At 61.5% G+C, this 18,625-nt stretch carries 16 protein-coding genes; 6 read left to right on the top strand and 10 right to left on the bottom strand.

Annotation, left to right across the window (positions count from 1 at the left end; genetic code table 11):
* Positions 1 to 3 precede the first annotated feature (3 nt).
* The 3 genes from PMI16_RS11845 to PMI16_RS11835 are packed head-to-tail and all read left to right on the top strand — an operon-like array spanning position 4 to position 3,193.
* A complete protein-coding gene (locus tag PMI16_RS11845; RefSeq protein ID WP_007879762.1) occupies positions 4 to 594 on the top strand; it encodes a biotin transporter BioY in 591 nt (196 codons plus the stop codon).
* Positions 573 to 2,024, top strand: coding sequence for an AMP-binding protein (locus PMI16_RS11840; protein WP_007879760.1), 1,452 nt, complete (start codon positions 573 to 575; stop codon positions 2,022 to 2,024). Before PMI16_RS11845 ends, PMI16_RS11840 begins: the two co-directional genes overlap by 22 nt.
* On the top strand, positions 2,021 to 3,193 hold the full coding sequence (locus PMI16_RS11835; protein ID WP_007879754.1) for an acetyl-CoA C-acyltransferase: 1,173 nt from the start codon (positions 2,021 to 2,023) through the stop codon (positions 3,191 to 3,193). The genes PMI16_RS11840 and PMI16_RS11835 overlap by 4 nt, the downstream gene beginning before the upstream one ends.
* A gap of 148 nt (positions 3,194 to 3,341) precedes the next feature.
* Here the strand turns inward: PMI16_RS11835 and PMI16_RS11830 are convergent, their stop codons facing one another.
* Both PMI16_RS11830 and PMI16_RS25020 read right to left on the bottom strand, forming a co-directional pair.
* Positions 3,342 to 4,022: a nitroreductase gene (locus PMI16_RS11830; protein ID WP_007879752.1), complete on the bottom strand. Its 681-nt coding sequence runs from the start codon at positions 4,020 to 4,022 to the stop codon at positions 3,342 to 3,344.
* Positions 4,023 to 4,129: 107 nt separating this feature from the next.
* Positions 4,130 to 5,218: a hypothetical protein gene (locus tag PMI16_RS25020; RefSeq protein ID WP_007879750.1), complete on the bottom strand. Its 1,089-nt coding sequence runs from the start codon at positions 5,216 to 5,218 to the stop codon at positions 4,130 to 4,132.
* 242 nt (positions 5,219 to 5,460) lie between these two features.
* Between PMI16_RS25020 and PMI16_RS11820 the strand changes: the two genes are divergently transcribed.
* The 3 genes from PMI16_RS11820 to parC all read left to right on the top strand — a co-directional run bounded on the left by PMI16_RS11820 (position 5,461) and on the right by parC (position 10,813).
* A complete protein-coding gene (locus tag PMI16_RS11820) occupies positions 5,461 to 7,467 on the top strand; it encodes a DNA topoisomerase IV subunit B (RefSeq protein WP_007879748.1) in 2,007 nt (668 codons plus the stop codon).
* A 266-nt stretch (positions 7,468 to 7,733) separates the two neighbouring features.
* Positions 7,734 to 8,468, top strand: coding sequence for a lytic transglycosylase domain-containing protein (locus PMI16_RS11815; RefSeq protein WP_007879746.1), 735 nt, complete (start codon positions 7,734 to 7,736; stop codon positions 8,466 to 8,468).
* 32 nt (positions 8,469 to 8,500) lie between these two features.
* Positions 8,501 to 10,813, top strand: coding sequence for a DNA topoisomerase IV subunit A (parC, locus tag PMI16_RS11810; protein ID WP_007879743.1), 2,313 nt, complete (start codon positions 8,501 to 8,503; stop codon positions 10,811 to 10,813).
* A gap of 80 nt (positions 10,814 to 10,893) precedes the next feature.
* On the opposite strand, the gene PMI16_RS25295 is transcribed toward parC, so the two are convergent.
* From PMI16_RS25295 to PMI16_RS11775, 8 genes are all read right to left on the bottom strand, one after another.
* Positions 10,894 to 11,109, bottom strand: coding sequence for a glycine zipper 2TM domain-containing protein (locus PMI16_RS25295; RefSeq protein ID WP_007879742.1), 216 nt, complete (start codon positions 11,107 to 11,109; stop codon positions 10,894 to 10,896).
* A 175-nt stretch (positions 11,110 to 11,284) separates the two neighbouring features.
* Positions 11,285 to 12,490 (bottom strand): MFS transporter, encoded by a 1,206-nt coding sequence (locus PMI16_RS11805; RefSeq protein WP_007879741.1) that lies wholly within the window; start codon positions 12,488 to 12,490, stop codon positions 11,285 to 11,287.
* 481 nt (positions 12,491 to 12,971) lie between these two features.
* On the bottom strand, positions 12,972 to 13,655 hold the full coding sequence (gene ligK / locus PMI16_RS11800) for a 4-carboxy-4-hydroxy-2-oxoadipate aldolase/oxaloacetate decarboxylase (RefSeq protein WP_034380179.1): 684 nt from the start codon (positions 13,653 to 13,655) through the stop codon (positions 12,972 to 12,974).
* A 14-nt stretch (positions 13,656 to 13,669) separates the two neighbouring features.
* Positions 13,670 to 14,698 carry an amidohydrolase family protein gene (locus PMI16_RS11795; RefSeq protein WP_007879739.1) on the bottom strand — a complete coding sequence of 343 codons (1,029 nt, stop codon included), beginning with the start codon at positions 14,696 to 14,698 and terminating at the stop codon, positions 13,670 to 13,672.
* Between the two features lie 58 nt (positions 14,699 to 14,756).
* Positions 14,757 to 15,794, bottom strand: coding sequence for a porin (locus PMI16_RS11790; protein ID WP_007879737.1), 1,038 nt, complete (start codon positions 15,792 to 15,794; stop codon positions 14,757 to 14,759).
* Positions 15,795 to 15,951: 157 nt separating this feature from the next.
* Positions 15,952 to 17,286: a C4-dicarboxylate transporter DctA gene (dctA, locus tag PMI16_RS11785; RefSeq protein ID WP_034380176.1), complete on the bottom strand. Its 1,335-nt coding sequence runs from the start codon at positions 17,284 to 17,286 to the stop codon at positions 15,952 to 15,954.
* Between the two features lie 106 nt (positions 17,287 to 17,392).
* Positions 17,393 to 18,301, bottom strand: coding sequence for a hypothetical protein (locus PMI16_RS11780; RefSeq protein WP_007879735.1), 909 nt, complete (start codon positions 18,299 to 18,301; stop codon positions 17,393 to 17,395).
* Positions 18,298 to 18,625 (bottom strand): amidohydrolase family protein (locus tag PMI16_RS11775; RefSeq protein WP_007879734.1); only part of this gene is annotated, 328 nt, incomplete at its 5' end. The genes PMI16_RS11775 and PMI16_RS11780, both read right to left, overlap by 4 nt.

Genomic DNA, 18,625 nt, shown 5'->3' with positions numbered 1-18,625 from the left:
TCCATGACGACAACCGGCACCATGACCTCCACCCGCTCGCTTTCCTACATCGCCCTGTTCGCCGCCGTCATCGCGGTGTTCGGCCTGATTCCCAAAATCGATCTGCCGTTCGGCGTGCCGATCACGCTGCAATCGTTGGGCATCATGCTGGTCGGCTGCCTGTTGGGACCCAAGCGCGCGTTCTACACGATCGGCCTGTTCCTGGTCGCGGTGGCGCTGGGATTGCCTTTGCTGTCGGGCGGCCGCGGCGGCCTGGGCGTGTTCGTCGCGCCGTCGGCCGGCTTCCTGCTGGGCTGGTGGGTCGGCGCCGTGGTGTGCGGCCTGTGCATGCGCCAGTTCATGCGCCGCATGCCGGACGCCAAGGGCAAGGGCCTGCTGATAGCGGCCTTCCTGTCGTCGGTGATCGGCGGCATCCTGGCGATGTATTTCTTCGGCATCCTCGGCCTGATGCTGGCGGCGCATCTGACGCTGGTGCAGGCTTCGCTCGCGGTGCTGGCCTTCGTCCCCGGCGACCTGGTCAAGTGCGTCGTCTGCGCCATACTCGTGCAAAGCGTGGTGCGCGGCATGCCGGCATGGCGCCTGGATCGCGATTGACGACGTTGCCGCCGGCATTCGACACCGTCCATGCGCCGCTGGCGCATTGGGCGCGAACAAAGCCGCATGCCGTCGCCGTCGACGATGGCGTCACTCGTCTCGATTTTGCGGAGCTGGCCCGGCAAGTCACTGCGCGGGCGACCGTGCTGAAACAATCTTCTTCATCGGCGGTCTGCTGGGTCAGCGATGTGCCCGAGACTGACAATGCCGCGCCTCTGCTGCTCAGTTTTCTCTCCATCATCGCCGCTGGCCGCACCGCCGCCGTCAGCGATCCCGACTGGCCGCCATCCGTGCGCGAACAGATTTTCGCGCGCGTTGCCGCTGGTGTCGGAGCGGAAATAGCGCCGGCAGTCGCGACCGCGTCCACGCCTTTCTACATCGGTTTTACTTCCGGCAGCAGCGGCCTGCCCAAAGGCTTTCGCCGCAACCACGGCTCTTGGACGAGCAGCTTCGACATCTGCCTGGAATCCTTCGGCGCAGGCGCAGGCGCCACCATGCTGGTGCCGGGACGCCTGTCGCATTCGACCTTCCTGTTCGGCGCTTTGCTGGGATTGTGGAGCGGCGCCGGCATTCGCCTGCAGTCGCGCTTTTCACCGGCGGCGGCGCTCGATACGCTGGCGCGCAAGGGTAATGACGGTGCGGGCGCCATGGTCGCCGTGCCCAGCCAACTGATCCTGATGCTGGACCTGGCGCAACGCCGCGCCTTGTCGCCGATGCCGGACGTGCAGTTGCTCATGATCGGCGGCGCGCCATGGACGCGCGCCCGCACGCCGGAGCTGCAGGCGCTGTTTCCGCAGGCGCGCATCATCGAATTCTATGGCGCGTCGGAAACCAGCTTCATCGCCTGGACCGACAGCGACAGTACCCTGCCCGATCACGTCGTCGGGCGGCCGTTCAGCAATGTCGAGGTGCGCATCGATGCTGCGGCACCAAACACGCCCGGATTGATTTACGTACGCAGTCCCATGGTGTTCAAAGATTACGTCACGCTCAACGAGCAATCCGACCAGCCGGCCCTGCTGCGCGACGGCGACTGGCTGTCGGTGCGCGACGTCGGCCATCTCGACGCACAAGGCCGCCTGCATTTGCTGGGACGGCAACAGCGCATGCTGCTGGCGCAAGGCAAGAACCTGTTTCCGGAAGAAGTCGAAAGCGTGCTCGCCGCCCACCCGGCGGTGAACGCCGCCTCGGTGCAAGGCATCCCCGACGCCGTGCGCGGCGTACAAGTGGCGGTGCTGCTGCAACTGAACGAAGCGGTCAGCGCCGACGCCTTGAGCGCATGGTGCCGCGAGCGCCTGGAGCCGTACAAGATTCCGCGCCGCTTCTACGTCTGTGAAGACTGGCCGCTCACGCCCAGCGGCAAGAGCGATCACAAGCAGCTCGCGCAATTGCTCGGTTCGCCCGATTCACCGACGCTGCGACCATTATGAACACCGGCGACGCCGTCATCCTTGGCTGGGGCCGCAGCGCGGTGACGCCCATCGGCGGCGCGCTGTCGTCTTTGCAGCCGCATGAAATCGGCGCGCCGGTCTTGCTGGGCATGCTGCAACGCTTCGGCATTCCGCTTGCCGCCATCGACGCCGTGATTGCCGGCAACGCCATGGGCGCGGGCGGCAATCCGGCGCGCATGCTGGCGCTGGCGGCCGGATGCGCGGATCGCATCCCGGCCCTGTCGGTCGACAGTCAATGCTGCGCCGGCCTCGATGCCGTGGCGCTGGCAAACGGTCTGCTCGCCGCCGGCAGTGCCGACGTCGTGATCGCAGGCGGACTCGAAGCATGGAGCCGCGCGCCGATACGCCGGCATCGCCCGCGTCATCCCGGAGAAGAGGCCGCGGTCTACGACAGCCCCGCTTTCGCCCCCGACCCGGCGCGCGATCCCGGCATGCTGCTGGCGGCGGCACGCCATGCGCTTGCCGCCGGCATCACGCGTGCGCAGCAAGACGACTGGTCCCTGCAAAGCCACGCGCGCGCCGTCGCTGCGCGCGACCATCTGCAACATGAAATCATCCCCATCGGCGCCGCCACGCAGGACACGTATCCGCGCGCGCTCGACCGACGCCATCTGCAGCGCATGCCGGTGGTCGCAGTCTCCGACGACGACAGCGTCGACGAGCAGACGCGACAGCGCCACGCCATCAGCCGCATCGCCATATCGCCCAGCGCCGACGGCGCCGCCTTCGTCGTGCTCGCCACGCGCGACGCCGCACGCCGCCTGAACCTGCGCCCGCATTTTGCGTGGCGCGCAGGCGTCAGCGTCGGCGCCCGGCCGGAGACGCCGATGCTGGCCGCCATCGATGCGGCGCAGGCTGCGCTGGCGCGCACTGCATACAGGATCGACGACATGTGGGGAGTGGAATTGCACGACGCTTTCGCGGCGCAGGCAATCGCCTTCTGCGAACAATTGAAGCTGTCGCCGGCGCAGCTCAATCGTCACGGCGGCGGACTGGGACGCGGCCATCCGATCGGCGCATCGGGTGCGATCAGCCTGGCGAGGCTGCTGGCCGACATGCGTCAGGCCGCTCCCGACGGAGCATTGGGTCTGACGGCTATCGCAGCGGCCGGTGGTCTCGGTGCGGCTGCGATTGTCGAGCGCTGCTGAATTCAGGGTCGCAAGTTTATTGCAGTCGTCCCAGCGAACGCTGGGACCCAGTGTCGTGTTGGCCGTCGTTACGACACTGGGTCCTGACTTTCGTCAGGACGACGGAACCAGGGCCTGTTCACACTAAATCTGCGAGTGTGAACAGGCCCTAGCTGAGTGTTCTGAAAAATTCTTCCGGCTTGAGGCGTTCAGTCCTTACGGTATTTTCCGGCGCATCCGGATCGGCGTAGCCCAGGGCAAGGCCGCAGACAATGTGATGCTCATCGCCCAGCCCCAGCGTCGAGCGTATCAGCCCCGGATACGACGCCAGTGCACCAATGGCGCAACTGCCCAGGCCCTGCGCCGTCGCCGCCAGCATGAGGCCGTACAGGCACATGCCCAGGTCCATGTAACAGCCGCTGCCCATGCGCGCATCGATGGTCACCAGCAAGGCAGCCGGCGCATCGAAAAAATTGAAATTGCGTTCAAACTGCCGATCACGTCCGGCGCGGTCATCGCGCCCGGTCTGCAAGGCGCCATACAATTCCTTCGCTGCCGCGACTTGGCGCCGACGCAATGATTGCGGCATCGGCTGGGGAAAATAGGAATAGTCCTCAGGCTCTTGCTTGCCCGCGCGAAAAGCCGCGACCAGGGCCGTCGACAGGCGCGCCCGCGCATCGCCTTCGAGCAAAGTGAATTCCCCCGGCTGCAGATTGGCCCCGCTCGGCGCGCGCCGCGCCAAGGCCAGCAGCCCGGCCAGCATGCCTTCCGGCAAAGGACGATCGAGAAAGCCGCGCGTGGAATTGCGGCGATTCAGCAGCTCTGAAAATGGGAAATCCTGTACGGACATGATCCTGGCATCGACAACGCCGCCAAGGCGTCGCTCAAATTAGCAATGGGTCGCCAATATAGCGCATTGCGCAACGAATGAACGCAAACCCTCCTGAACATCCCCTCTTATTTGCCAAAATTACCCGCACTTGTTTCTTGATCCTTATCGATCACAGCGAAAATACATTCGATGTAAGGTTTGACTTCATTCCATGCAGCGCCGCGATCAAAATAGGCCTTCAACGATTTACCCACATCGACGGCATTTGGTCTGACCGTCGCAAGCTGCAAGTCAAAGGCGTCTTCCTCGTCCTCCACCGCATGCGCCGATGAGTCCTGCAAGGCGTAATTCAGAAATTGCCGGATCATCCCGGGACGTTTTGGCATGCCGGGACCGCAGTCCTGACCGTTCTCTTCATCCCTGTCCACATGCGATCGGGAAAAACTGTCTTCCACGGTATGCAACAACGCGCCCAACGCCAGTATGCCGATATCGTCACGGTGCGTCGGATTGCCGCGGGTAAATAATGTCTGCACCGTCTCCGTGCTTTTGAAATAATTTGTCAGCCGGGGAATATTGGTTTCCGACAACAAGGTTCCCTGGGTAAATTCCTTATTCGCCACTTTCCATGTGAATTCAGCCCACATCAGGATCTTGCTTTGCGTTTCTTCCGCCCGCTCATGCCGTCCGGCCGCCATGGCGTGCAGGAATTGAAGATCGCCAAAATGGGAGCGCAGCATGATTATCGTCCCCGACGCCAGATCCAGAGTCTCTCCGCTCCGGGCTCTTTTCTCCCCGTCTTTGAACAGCTTTATCCAGCAGTTGCTATAGTTCGGCAACCACAAGGTGCGTCCGGCACACTCTTTCATCGACGTCGTGGTCAATTCAAATGGCGGATTGTCATTCCAGCGCACGCCGGCAATGACCGCTCCCGGAGCAAAGGATTTTCCCGGAGCGGTTTGATTGCACTCTTCCTCCGACTTGCAGTCCCAGATCAGATTGGTGATGCGCTCATGCACGGGATGAGAAAAGTGGTTGATGGCGACATAAGCGGCTTCGTCCCAGAAACGGGAAATGGGCGGGCGTGGCGCCAGGGCTTTGATTTTTCCATCGATTTCGCTTTCCGGCCTCAGCCCAAACGCGGATGCAGAAGAGAAAACGGCAATCAGTTGAACGAAAACCACGCCGGCCGCGAAGCGTCTGAAGACTTTCATGTTCACCCCTTATTCTTGAGATTTTTTTGTAAATTACACGAAGAAGGTGGCTAACACCATGTTTCCGGGCGCATTTCCCCTGGGAAAGCCTGATCCGCGCCGGCAACAGTTATCAAATCGATCATGTCGTCGTCGTGCAAACTTCCTGTCCCTGCCGATTTTTCATTAGAATGCGCATTTGGCATAGCTTTCGGCGGTGTTTAGCCGCTCACACCCGATTCCCCGATTCGACCCTCATCTGCATGGCAACTAAAAAAACTTCCGCATCCCAGTCTGACTACAGCGAATCATCCATCCGCGTCCTCAAGGGCCTGGAACCGGTCAAGCAGCGCCCGGGCATGTACACCCGGACCGAGAATCCCCTGCACATCCTCCAGGAAGTCATCGACAACGCCTCGGACGAAGCGCTGGGCGGTCACGGCAAGAACATCATCGTCACGCTCAATGCCGACGGCAGCGTCAGCGTCGAGGACGACGGCCGCGGCATCCCGGTCGGCCTGCATCCGGACGAAGGCGTGCCGACCGTCGAAATCGTCTTCACCCGCCTGCATGCCGGCGGCAAGTTCGACAAGGGCAGCGGCGGCGCTTACGCCTTCTCGGGCGGCCTGCACGGCGTCGGCGTGTCGGTCACCAATGCGCTGGCCTCGCGCCTGGAAATCACGGTCTGGCGCAAGGATGAGCAAGGACGCGGCGTCCACACGCTGGCCTTCGCCGACGGCGACCTGATCGAAAAACTGCAATCGCGTTCGGCAACCGCGAGCGACAAGAAGTCCGGCACCCGCGTGACGGTGTGGCCGAATCCCAAGTACTTCGATTCGCCGACGATCTCGCAGCAAGAGCTGCAACGCCTGCTGCGCTCCAAGGCGGTGCTGCTGCCGGGCGTCAAGGTGTCGCTCGTCAACGGCAAGACCGGCGACGTACAGACCTGGCAATACGACCAGGGCCTGCGCGGTTACCTGCTTGAATCGCTGGCGCAATCGACCAGCGCCGATCCGCTGATCCCGCTGTTCGAAGGCGAGCAATACGCCGGCCCCGATGCCGAAGGTTTTGCCGAAGGCGAAGGCGCGGCCTGGGTCGTGGCCTGGACCGAAGAAGGCAACGTGGTGCGCGAATCCTACGTCAACCTGATCCCGACCTCGGCCGGCGGCACGCATGAATCCGGCCTGCGCGAAGGTTTGTTCTCGGCGGTGAAGAGCTTCGTCGAAATGCACTCGCTGCTGCCCAAGGGCGTCAAGCTGCTGCCGGAAGACGTGTTCGCGCGCGTCTCCTTCGTGCTGTCGGCCAAGGTGCTCGACCCGCAATTCCAGGGCCAGATCAAGGAGCGCCTCAACTCGCGCGACGCCGTGCGTCTGGTGTCGACCTTCTCGCGTCCTTCGCTGGAACTGTGGCTGAACCAGCACGTCGAATACGGCAAGAAACTGGCCGACCTGGTGATCAAGCAGGCGCAAAGCCGCCTGCGGTCAGCGCAAAAAGTCGAGAAGAAGAAATCTTCCGGCGTGGCCGTGTTGCCGGGCAAGCTGACCGACTGCGAATCCAGCGACATCACGCGCAATGAAATCTTCCTGGTCGAGGGCGACTCCGCCGGCGGCTCGGCCAAGATGGGCCGCGACAAAGAGTTCCAGGCGATCCTCCCCTTGCGCGGCAAGGTCCTGAACGCCTGGGAAACCGAGCGCGACCGCCTGTTCGCCAACAATGAAATCCACGACATCGCGGTCGCCATCGGCGTCGATCCGCACGGCCACACCGACACGCCCGACCTGAGCGGTCTGCGCTATGGAAAAATTTGCATCCTCTCCGATGCGGACGTCGACGGCTCGCACATCCAGGTGTTGCTGCTGACGCTGTTCTTCAAGCACTTCCCCAAGCTGATCGACCACGGCCACATCTGCATCGCGCGTCCGCCGCTGTATCGCGTCGACGCGCCCGCGCGCGGCAAGAAGCCGGTGCAAAAGCTGTACGCGCTCGACGACGGCGAGCTGGAAGCGATCGAAGACAAGCTGCGCAAGGACGGCCTGAAAGAAGGCGCATGGAGCATCTCGCGCTTCAAAGGCCTGGGTGAAATGAACGCGGAACAATTGTGGGAAACCACCATGAATCCCGACACCCGCCGCCTGTTGCCGGTCGCCCTGGGCGAACTCGACCACATCGCTTCGGAAGCGCGCTTCACCATGCTCATGGGCAAAGGCGAAGCCGCCTCGCGCCGTGCCTGGATCGAAGAGCACGGCAACGAAGCGGAAGCGGATATTTAACGATGACCTTGCTGAGCACTCTCCTCCTCAACTTTCCCATCTTGTGGAAAGCCGGGAGGGTATTGCGCTCGAAAAATTTCTGCACTCTTGGCCGTCATTCCGGCGAACGCCGGAATCCAGCAACGTCACAGCCGCCAATAAATTCGCGTTCTTCCATAGATGCACCAGACGATATTCACGACGCTGGGTCCCAGCGTTCGCTGGGACGACGACTATTTGAGACATTGAACAAAACAGCAATTGTTGGCGCCGCATTGTTTGCCTGCATGTCTGCACACGCCGACGTCTACGGCTACATCGACACCGACGGCATGGCGCACGTCTCGACGGAAAAACTCGACGACCGCTATCAGTTGTTCATGCGCGGCGACGCCACCTTCGATTCGGACAAGATCGCCCGCGGCGTGCCGGGCGTGACCGTCAAACCGAACATGTCCTCGCCGCTGATGCAACTGATGCTGCAGCATCCGAACCTGAAAAAATATGAAGCCATGGTGGACCAGAGCGCCAGGGAATTCTCGGTAGAGCCGGCCTTGCTGAAGGCGATCATGGCGGCCGAATCCGGCTTCAATCCCACCGCCGTCTCGCCCAAGGGCGCCATCGGCCTGATGCAGATCATGCCGGAGACCGCCGAGCGCTACGGCGTGCAAGGCGATCGCCGCAAGACCATTCAGCAGAAGCTGACCGATCCCAAGATCAACATCCGCCTGGCCGCGCGTTATCTGCGCGATCTGCAGGTGTTGTTCCCGAAACGGCTGGAGCTGGCGATTGCGTCCTACAATGCCGGCGAGCGCGCCGTGCAGAAGTACAACAACCAAATCCCGCCCTATCCGGAAACACGCAACTACGTGCAACTGGTGGCGCAGTTCTATCAGCTGTACCAACCTGGCGGCAGCGCCAACAACAATGTCGATGTGGGCAACAAGGGCGAAAAACCGCGCCGCATCGAAATCATCCTGCCTGGTCGCCGCAGCATGCCGCCGCCGACTTCCATCGAATAATTCACTAAACGACATCAACGCAACCCAGCCACATGACTGAACAAGCCAATCTGTTTGAACAAGCCGCGCCGTCCGACGGCGAATCGCTGACGCTGTCGACCTTCGCCGAGCGCGCCTATCTCGACTACGCCATCTCGGTGGTCAAGGGCCGCGCCCTGCCCGACGTGGCCGACGGCCAGAAGCCGGTGCAGCGCCGCATCCTGTACGCGATGAACGAACTCGGCCTGAACGCCACCGCCAAGCCGCGCAAATCGGCAGCCGTGGTCGGCGACGTGCTCGGCAAATTGCACCCTCACGGCGACCAGTCGGTGTACGACGCGCTGGTGCGCATGGCACAGGATTTCTCGCTGCGCTATCCGCTGATCGACGGTCAGGGCAACTTCGGCTCGCGCGACGGCGACGGTGCTGCGGCGATGCGATACACGGAAGCACGCCTGACGCCGATCAGCAAATTGCTGCTCGATGAAATCGACATGGGCACGGTCGACTTCCAGCCCAACTACGATGGTTCGACGGAAGAACCGAAGCTGTTGCCGGCGCGCCTGCCCTTCCTGCTGCTCAACGGCGCCTCGGGCATCGCGGTCGGCATGGCAACCGAAATCCCGTCGCATAATCTGCGCGAAGTGGCGCGTGCCGCCGTGGCGATGATCCGCAACCCCAAGATCACGCATGAAGAACTGATGACGCACATCACCGGCCCCGACTTTCCGGGTGGCGGTCAGATCATCACGCCGTCGTCGACCATTGCCGAGATGTACCAGAGCGGACGCGGCAGCCTCAAGGTGCGCGCGCGCTGGAAGATCGAAGACATGGCGCGCGGCCAGTGGCAGGCGGTCATCACCGAATTGCCGCCGGGCGTATCGTCGCAGAAGGTGCTGGAAGAAATCGAAGAGCTGACCAATCCCAAGATCAAGCTCGGCAAGAAAACGCTCACGCCGGAACAACAGGCGCAGAAGCAAAGCATCCTGGCGATGCTCGACGCCGTACGCGACGAATCGGGCCGCGAAGCGCCGGTACGTCTGGTGTTCGAGCCGAAGTCCAAGAACCAGGACCAGACCGAATTCATGAACACGCTGCTGGCCCAGACTTCACTGGAAACCAGCTCGTCGATCAACCTCGTGATGATCGGTGGCGATGGCCGCCCGCGCCAGAAGGGTCTCGGCGACATCCTCGGCGAATGGATCAGCTTCCGTTTCGCCACCATCACGCGCCGCACGCAATTCAAGCTGCAAAAAGTCGAGGACCGCATCCACATCCTCGAAGGCCGCGAAGCCATCCTGCTCAACATCGACAAGGTCATCCGCATCATCCGCGAATCGGATGAACCGAAGCCGGCGCTGATCGAGGCGTTCAAGCTCTCGGACCGCCAGGCCGAAGACATCCTGGAAATCCGCCTGCGCCAACTGGCGCGCCTGGAAACCATCAAGATCCAGCAAGAACTGGCCGAACTGCGCAACGAGAAATCGACGCTGCAAGACCTGCTGGAAAATCCATCCTCGATGAAGCGACTGGTCATCAAGGAAATCGAAGCCGACGACAAGCAGTTCGGCGACGACCGCCGCACCGTGATCGAAGAGGCCGAAAAAGCCGTGGTCGAACAAAAGATCATCGACGAACCGGTCACCGTCATCATTTCGCAAAAGGGCTGGGTGCGCGCACGCGGCGGCCATGGTCACGATGCGACGCAATTCACCTTCAAGGCCGGCGACGGTTTGTACGGTGCCTTCGAGTGCCGCACCGTCGACAACCTGCTGGGCTTCGGCTCCAACGGCCGCATCTATACGGTCGGCGTCAACTCGCTGCCGAACGCGCGCGGCGACGGCGTGCCGATCACTACGCTGGTCGACCTCGGCAGCGGCAACAGTTTGCTACACTACTTCGCCGGTCCGCTCGACACGCAGATGCTGCTGGCCTCGGACGCCGGTTACGGCTTCACCGCCAAGCTCGGCGACATGCTCAGCCGCGTCAAGGGCGGCAAGGCCTTCATCACGCTGGACGACGGCGACCTGCCGCTGGCCCCGCGTCCGATGCCGGCAGGCGCCAGCGCGATCGCCTGCCTGTCGGGACAAGGACGTCTGCTGGTGTTCGGCCTGGATGAAATCAAGACCCTGTCCAGCGGTGGCCGCGGCGTGATCCTGATGGAACTGGAAAAGAACGAGAAACTGCTGGCCGCGCAAGCCATCACGCAAAAGGGCGTGCTGGTCTCCGGCACCGGCCGCGGCGGCAAGGCGCAGGAAGTTTCGCTGTCGGCCGTGGCGCTGGGTCTGCACATCGGCAAGCGCGCACGCAAGGGCAAGGCGCTGGAGTCGAAGCTGAAGGCGACGGCGCTGGCCGCGGTGGTGTAAAACCAAAGCGACATGAAACAAAAAAGGGATGTCGTTCAATACGACATCCCTTTTTATTTCAGCCAGCTGCTATCAATACGCTATCGGCCGATCTGATGACCGATCACGCCGCCCACTGCCGCGCCACCCGCTGTACCAATACCACTGCCACCGGTCAGCACCGCACCGGCCACGGCGCCGATGCCTGCTCCTACTGCGGTGTTCTTGTCGCGACGCGACATATTGCTGCAGCCACCCAGCACTGTCAGAGCACACACCGTGATGGAGATGACTGTAATTTTATGGATTGTTCTCATGATGACGCCTCTGTAAAAATAAGGGATGCGGCAAGGATGCTGTAACACAAGCTTGTTGCATTGATGTCCTGCCTCAGACAGGACAATTTTTTAGACGCATTATTCCCTAATAGTTTCGAGTGTCAGCCAGTTGTAAACAATCTCTTACAGTTGTTACATCCCCTCCTCGCCTGGCCTACGCCTGCTGCCGTGCCGGCGCTCGCGACATACCCGACACCATCAGCAACAAGGCCAGCACGCAAGCCACCGCGCCTGCGAGGAAAGCCGAGCCGTAGCCAAAGAAGCCGATCAGCACGCCCACCACCGGTCCGGTCAATCCTGCCGCCAGATCGATGAAGGCCATGAAGGTCGCCACCGCCAGGCCGCGCGAATGTGCCGGCACGCGCGCCATCGCCTGCACGCCCATCGACGGGAACACCAGCGAAAAGCCGATGCCGGTCAGCAAGGTGCCGAGGCCCGCCATGATCGGGTCATGCGATTGCCACAACAGCAATTGCCCGACCAGCTCGATGGCCACCGAGACGGCGCCGACCTTGGCGCCGCCGATGCGATCCGGCAAATGCGCGAAGAACAGGCGCACACCGACATAACCCGCCGAGAAACCGAGAATCGCGATGCCCGCGCCCGACCAGTTGTTGCTGGCATACAGCAACACCAGAAAACTGGTGATGATGGCGAACGGCATCGCGCTCAAGGCCAGCGCCAGGCCGAAGCGCCAGATCAGGCGCAGCACTTCCGACATCGCCACGCCGCCGCCCTTGCTGCCGAGCGCAGGCAAGCCGCGCAAGACCGCCGCAATCGCCAGGCCGACCATCGGCAGCAGCATCGTAGTCAGCGCCACGCCGGCAAAGCCGAAACGCTGCTGGATGGCGATGCCGATCGGCGCACCCAATCCCAATGCGGCGAACATCGCGATGCCCTGCCACGCCATCACCTTGCCGGTGCGCTGCATGCCGACGCGGCCGATGCCCCAGGTCATGGTGCCGGTCAGGAACAGGCTTTCCGCCGGCCCCATCAGCAAGCGACCGATGAACAGAACGACCAGGCTTGTGCCTGCATCGGCGATCATGGTCGACGCGAAATACAGCAAGCCGGCCACGGAAGCCATCGGCAAACCGACCGACACCGCGCGCTTGGAGCCGTGGCGATCACAGTAAGAACCGGAAAACTTGCGCGACAAAATGGTCGAAAAGGATTGAATCCCCACCACCCAGCCCACCGTCAGCGCGCTGAAGCCGAGCACGCCGTTGACGTGCAAGGGCAAGGCCGGCAAGGGAATGCCAATGCAGAGAAAACTGGTGAACACGATCGCCACCAGCGGCAGCAATCCGCTTGCCGTGGTTTCAGCGGATGCATCTGTGGATTTGTTTGTAGTCGTCATGATGTTATTGATCCCGTGTGGAAGTGGTCGAACGCGCGCAACGCAGCATGGCGGCTGGCTCGTCGTCGGGGAAGGATGGTGCAGCGGGTGCGGAGATTACGGAAAATGCGTTGGGCAAGGCAGGCAAGCCCGGAGGGAGTAAGTGTGTCGTCAATTTTTCACCATAGCGTTATACACGTGCGCGGCGACATGAATCGCTGCCTGAAACCTTCAGGCACGGCACGTGAATGACGCGTTGGTTGACGTTAACGCTTACGTAACGAAGCAGGAAGCTGGCAAGAGATAAGAACTCAGAAGCGAATTCAGCTTAACTCAGGAAGTTCTGTTTCGTTATTTGCGGTCGATTATACAGAATAGTTTTTATTTCTGTCCAATTGCGGAATCCGGTGCAGGAAGATGCAAAAAGAACAAGCCCGCATGAAGCGGGCTTGCCGGTTGCCGGAAAAGAAACAACGCGCGGCAATTGCAGACGTTTCCCTCCTCAGTCGATGTACTTCAATCCGGCCGCCGCCAGCGGGTCGCGCATCTTGTACATGTCGAGGCCGAGTTCGCCCGACGCCAGTCGCGCCCGCTTGTCCGTTTCATTGGCTTCGCGCGCCTCCGCCGCATCGGCAACCTGTTGTGCGACTGCGGCCGGCACCACCACCACGCCGTCGGCATCGGCGATGACGACGTCGCCCGGATGGATCGCCGCGCCGGCGCAAACCACCGGGATATTCACCGAACCCAGCGTCGCCTTCACCGTACCCTTGGCGCTGATGGCGCGCGAGAAAACGGGAAACTTCATCTGTTCCAGATCCTTCACGTCGCGCACGCCGCCGTCGATGATCAGGCCCAGCGCGCCGCGCGAACGGAACGAGGTCGCCAGCAAGTCGCCGAAGAAGCCGTCTTCGTTGTCGGTCGTGCAGGCTGCCACCACCACGTCGCCGGACTGGATCTGCTCCGCCGCCACGTGCAGCATCCAGTTGTCGCCGGGTTGCAGCAACACGGTCACCGCCGTGCCGCACATCGCGGCACCGGTGTAGATAGGGCGCATGTATGTCTTCATGAGGCCGACGCGCCCCATCGCTTCGTGGATGGTGGCGACGCCGAAGCGCGACAGCTTCTCGACCGCAGCCTTGTCGGCGCGGACGATGTTGCGTTTGACGATGCCGAGATCGTTCATCGGGGTAGCCATGGTTACAGTCCTTTCGTTTTGAGCGCCGCGTCCAGTCGCGGGAACACGCGCCGGGCATTGCCTTCGTAGACCTTGTAGCGCGTCTCGGCATTGAGGTGCGGCGTGTTCTCGATGTACCGCTTGGTGTCGTCGTAGTAGTGCCCGGTCTCGGGATCGATGCCGCGCACGGCGCCGATCATTTCGCTGGCGAACAGGATGTTGTCGACCGGGATCACCTTGCTCAGCAGGTCGATGCCAGGCTGATGGTAGACGCAGGTGTCGAAGAAAATGTTGTTCAGCAGATGATCCTTCAGCAACGGCTTCTTCAGCTCCTGCGCCAGGCCGCGGAAGCGGCCCCAGTGATATGGCACGGCGCCGCCGCCATGCGGAATCAGGAAACGCAGCGTCGGGAAATCGGTGAACAAATCCGAGGTCAGGCATTGCATGAACGCCGTCGTGTCCGCGTTCAGATAGTGCGCGCCGGTGGTATGGAAACAGGCGTTGCAACTGGTGCTGACATGGATCATGGCCGGGATGTCGTACTCGACCATTTTTTCGTAAATCGGATACCAGTGACGATCCGACAATGGCGGCGACGTCCAGTGACCGCCCGAGGGATCGGGATTGAGGTTGATGCCGACGAAGCCGTATTCCTTCACGCACTTTTCCAATTCGGTCACGGACGTGCGCGGATTAACGCCGGGCGATTGCGGCAGCATGGCCGCGCCGGCGTAATGATCGGGGAACAGCTCCTTGATGCGGAAGCACAGCTCGTTGCAAATCGCCGACCAGGTCGCCGACACGTTGAAGTCGCCGATATGGTGCGCCATGAAACTGGCGCGCGGCGAGAAGATCACCATGTCGATGCCGCGCTGCTTCATCAAGGTGAGCTGATTGGTTTCGATGGTCTCGCGCAGTTCGTCGTCGCTGATTTTCAGTTCAGAGACGGACGGCATCGACGCGGAATCCGCGATGCCGGCGATCTGCCGTTGGCGCCACTCTTCCAGGGCTTTGGGGGCCGTCGTGTAGTGGCCGTGACAATCGATGATCATGAAAAAACTCTCCTGTTGATGAAGCTGCCGACCACCCCTTGCGAAGCAGCCTTACAAATTAAAAACGATGATTGATACCGACTGTGAACGCCGTTTGGTGTGGCGCCCCTGCCGTGTTGAGCGTCGTGACGACGGTCTTGCGATACTTGGTGTAGTCGACTTCGGTGTACAGCTTGGTGCGCTTGGACAGGTAATAGTCCAGGCCGATGATGGTCATGTCCTTGCGCTCCGCCTTGTCGGTGGAGACGGCGGTACGGTAGAAGCCGCCGGTCAGTTTCAGCCGTTCGGTGATGGAATAGGCGACGCCGCCGAAGGTGTTGCGCGTGACGGTATCGGGAGCGGTCGAGCGCATGTCGATGGTGTCGATCATGTAGCCTCCCGATATCTTCCAGTCGCCGAACTTGTAGGAAACGCCGGTCAGGTAGTAGTCCTCGTTGCGATAGGTGGTGCCGACCAACACCCGGCGCAGGTTGTAGGAACCGCCGACGATCAGGTCGCCGACGTAGTACTGCAGGCCGATGCCGCGCGCCGAGCCGTCGTTGAAACTGCCGGCGTTTTCGCCGAAGGAATTCTCCAGCTCCAGCTTGACGGGGCCGAGCATGCCGGTGTACTTGACGTCATTGCTGAAGCGCGTGCCGCTCGACGCCTGCGTCAGCGGAATCAGCGAGGTGTAGTTGAAGCCGTAGGGATCGTATTCCAGGATGAAGTCATGCGAGATCGTGTATTGGCGTCCCAGGTCGATGGCGCCGAAACCGCCCTTTATCCCGACGAAGGATTGCCGGTTGAACAGCGTGTTGGTGGTGTTGTCGAATGCGCCGGTGGCCAGGTTGAATCCGTTTTCGAGCAGGAAATGCGCTTCCATCCCGCTGCCGAGGTCTTCGGTGCCGGCGATGTCCAGCTTGTTGGAACTGTTCCAGCCGTTGGATCCCATGAAAACCTTGCTGCCGCCGGTGGCGTTGGCGTTGGTCTGGTAGCGGACGCCGCCGTCGACGGTGCCGAAAATGGTGACGTTGGATTGGGCCTGGGCAGCGTCCACGACCGCCATCAATGGCGTGGCAACGGCGAAAGCAGCGATGGTGCGGGCAAATTTTTTCATGATGTCTCCCTCCCGAATGGATATGACATTCGGTGTAATGTGTGATGAATCAAATGTGTACTGCGAGATGAGGCGAATTTCAGCCGCGCCCCGGCAGGCGCGAACCAGCGATCAACGCCTGCCGTGACGCGCCGGGAGCGATCCCGGCACGGGAGGTTTATCTTCCCGCGGCCACGGTCTTGCGAATGATGATTTCAGGCTCGACATAACCCGCATCCAGTTCGGCACGCAACTTGGTGCGATCCAGCGCGTTCTCCCATCCGGCCACCACCACCGTCGCGACGGCATTGCCGGTGATGTTGACGAACACGAAGGCGGAAGACAGCAGGCGGTGCACGCCGAGAATCACCGCGATCGACGACACCGGGATGGCATTGGTCGCAGCCAGCGTGGCGGCCAGCACGGCGATGGCCGATCCGGCGACGCCCGCCCCGCCCTTCGACGTGACCAGCAACACCAGCAGCAAGCCGACCTGCTGCTCCCAGCCCAGTGCCGTATTGGTCGCCTGCGCCAGGAACACTGCCACCGCTGCGAAGTACAGGCAGGTGCCGTCATGGTTGAAGGAATAGCCGCCCGGCAGCACCAGGCCGACCACCGATTTTTCGCAGCCCAGCTGCTCCAGCTTTTTCAGCAGTTGCGGGAACACGCTTTCCGACGAACTGGTGCCGATCACCAGCAGCAGTTCGGCACGGATGTAGCGCATCAGTTTGAACAGGTTGAAACCGCTGACATACGTGACCGGAAACAGGATCAGCACGAAGAACAGACCGCAGGTCAGATAGAACTCGCCGACCAGTTTTCCCAGCGACACCAGCGAGCCGACGCCGAACTTGCTGACGGTGAAGGCGATGGCGCCGAACGCGGCGATCGGGGAAATCTTCATCGCCAGGCCGATGATCCAGAACATGCCCGCCGAAAAACTGTCGATGACGCTCATCATCGGCTTGGCGCGCTCGCCCGCCGCCGCCATCCCGAAACCGAACAGCACCGAGAAGAACAGGATCTGCAGCACATCGCCGTTGGCAAAGCCCGACACCATGGTCTTCGGAATCAGATTGAGCAGGAAGGTGCTGGTCGACACGAACTGATGCGCCTGCGTGATGTAGGAGTTGGCGGCGCCGGTATCGAGCGCGCCGACGTCAATGTTCATGCCGACGCCGGGTTGCAGCACGTTGATCGTCACCAGGCCGATCACCAGCGCCAGCGAAGTCACCACCTCGAAATAGATCAGTGCCTTGATGGCGACGCGACCGACCTTTTTCATGTCGCCGGCATTGGCGATGCCGCTCACCACCGAGCAAAAGATGATCGGACCGACCACCATCTGGATCAGGCGGATGAATGCATCGCCGAGCGGCTGCATGGTCTTGCCGATGTCGGGATAGTAGTGACCGACCACGACGCCGACGACGATGCCGAAAAACACCTGAAACGAGATGTCTTCGTAAAAGCGCCGCTTTCGTTTCAGTCGCTGGACGGGAATGTCTTGCATGTCCACGTGTGGTTCTCCTCTGTAGATAAATTAGTTTTAGCTGTGTCGCTCTTGCATGGCGACTTCAAGATGCAACAGGTACGAGGGTGGGAACTGCGCTTAACCGTCAGCGCGCATCGTCGCCCAAAAATTCAATGCAATCGGCAAAGATTTCATCCGGATCAAGTTTGCGCGGCAGGAGCTGCTGCTCTTCGCAACACGCCAGGATCATTTCCATCGGGCCGCGCAGCGCGTCGATACCGTCCGGCAATTTCCTGAGCAGTTCGGCCGGCGCATCGACGGCCGCCTTGCCTTGCCTGAACAAGTTATACACCGACTTGACGCTGTCCGGATGCGCCTCGGCGACGACGCGATGCATGACCGCGACATGGTTGATCGGCACGAAACCGTGCTTGGCGTACCAGATCCGATCTGCTTCGACGGGATCGGAAATCAAAGACAGAATGCCTTCTTCGTCTGGCAAATCGTTGCCGAAAATGGCGGCATCGATTTCTCCCGCTTTCAACATCGACAACATGTCCTTGCCGGCCGGTGCACGCGTGACGAAGGACGGGTCCTGGTATTCCAGCAGATGGCCGCCTTCGAAGGTGATCCAGTTGATCTTTTCAGTGGCAATGCCGTAGGTGCCTTCCAGAATCGCGCGCACCCACATGCCGGTGGTCTGCGTATAAGCGCGCACGCCGACGCGGGCGCCGATCAGATCCTGGATGCCCATCGGATGACGCCTGGCGTTGTACACGATGCAGCGTTGCTGCAAGCGCGCAGCGAGCACCGTCGGCAGCATGATCAGCGGCTTGTTGTAGGCCTTGGCCTGCAGATAAGTCGCGATCGCCATTTCACTGACATCGTAAGTCTGGCTGCGCGCCATCGGTGCAAACGCGCGATGGATGGGCTCGATGTCGAGGCAATCCAGGCGCACGTCCGGAGCGCTGATTTCGCCGCTCATCAGCTTCGCGGTATGCGGATATTTTTTTAACGCAGTGCTCAGGTGCAATACGCTGTTTTCTATCTTCATGCCGGCGATCCCATCTTGTTGAGCGCAGGATAAATCGAGCGCGCGGTGTCGCCGAAGATCCATGCCTGATCTTCCGCCGACAGCATGGCCAGACCTGCCCTGGCTTCCGCCAGCAGCGATTCCAGCGAACCTTCCGCCGACGGGAAATTGGAACCCCAGGCGATGCGTCTGGCGCCGAAGGCTTCCACCACGCGCGGGAAGAATGCTTGCGGCGTCGACGCGCCGCGCGCGGCTTCGCCGATGGTGCGATTGGTCAGCTTCAGGTAGACGCCGGGATAGTTGGCCAGATCGAACAGAGAATCCGCCGACGCATACGGCGGGCCG

Source organism: Herbaspirillum sp. CF444 (assembly GCF_000282135.1).
GTDB lineage: Bacteria > Pseudomonadota > Gammaproteobacteria > Burkholderiales > Burkholderiaceae_D > Herbaspirillum.
The sequence above is the reverse complement of the archived record's forward strand: the minus strand, read 5'-3'. Positions and strand labels throughout refer to the sequence as shown.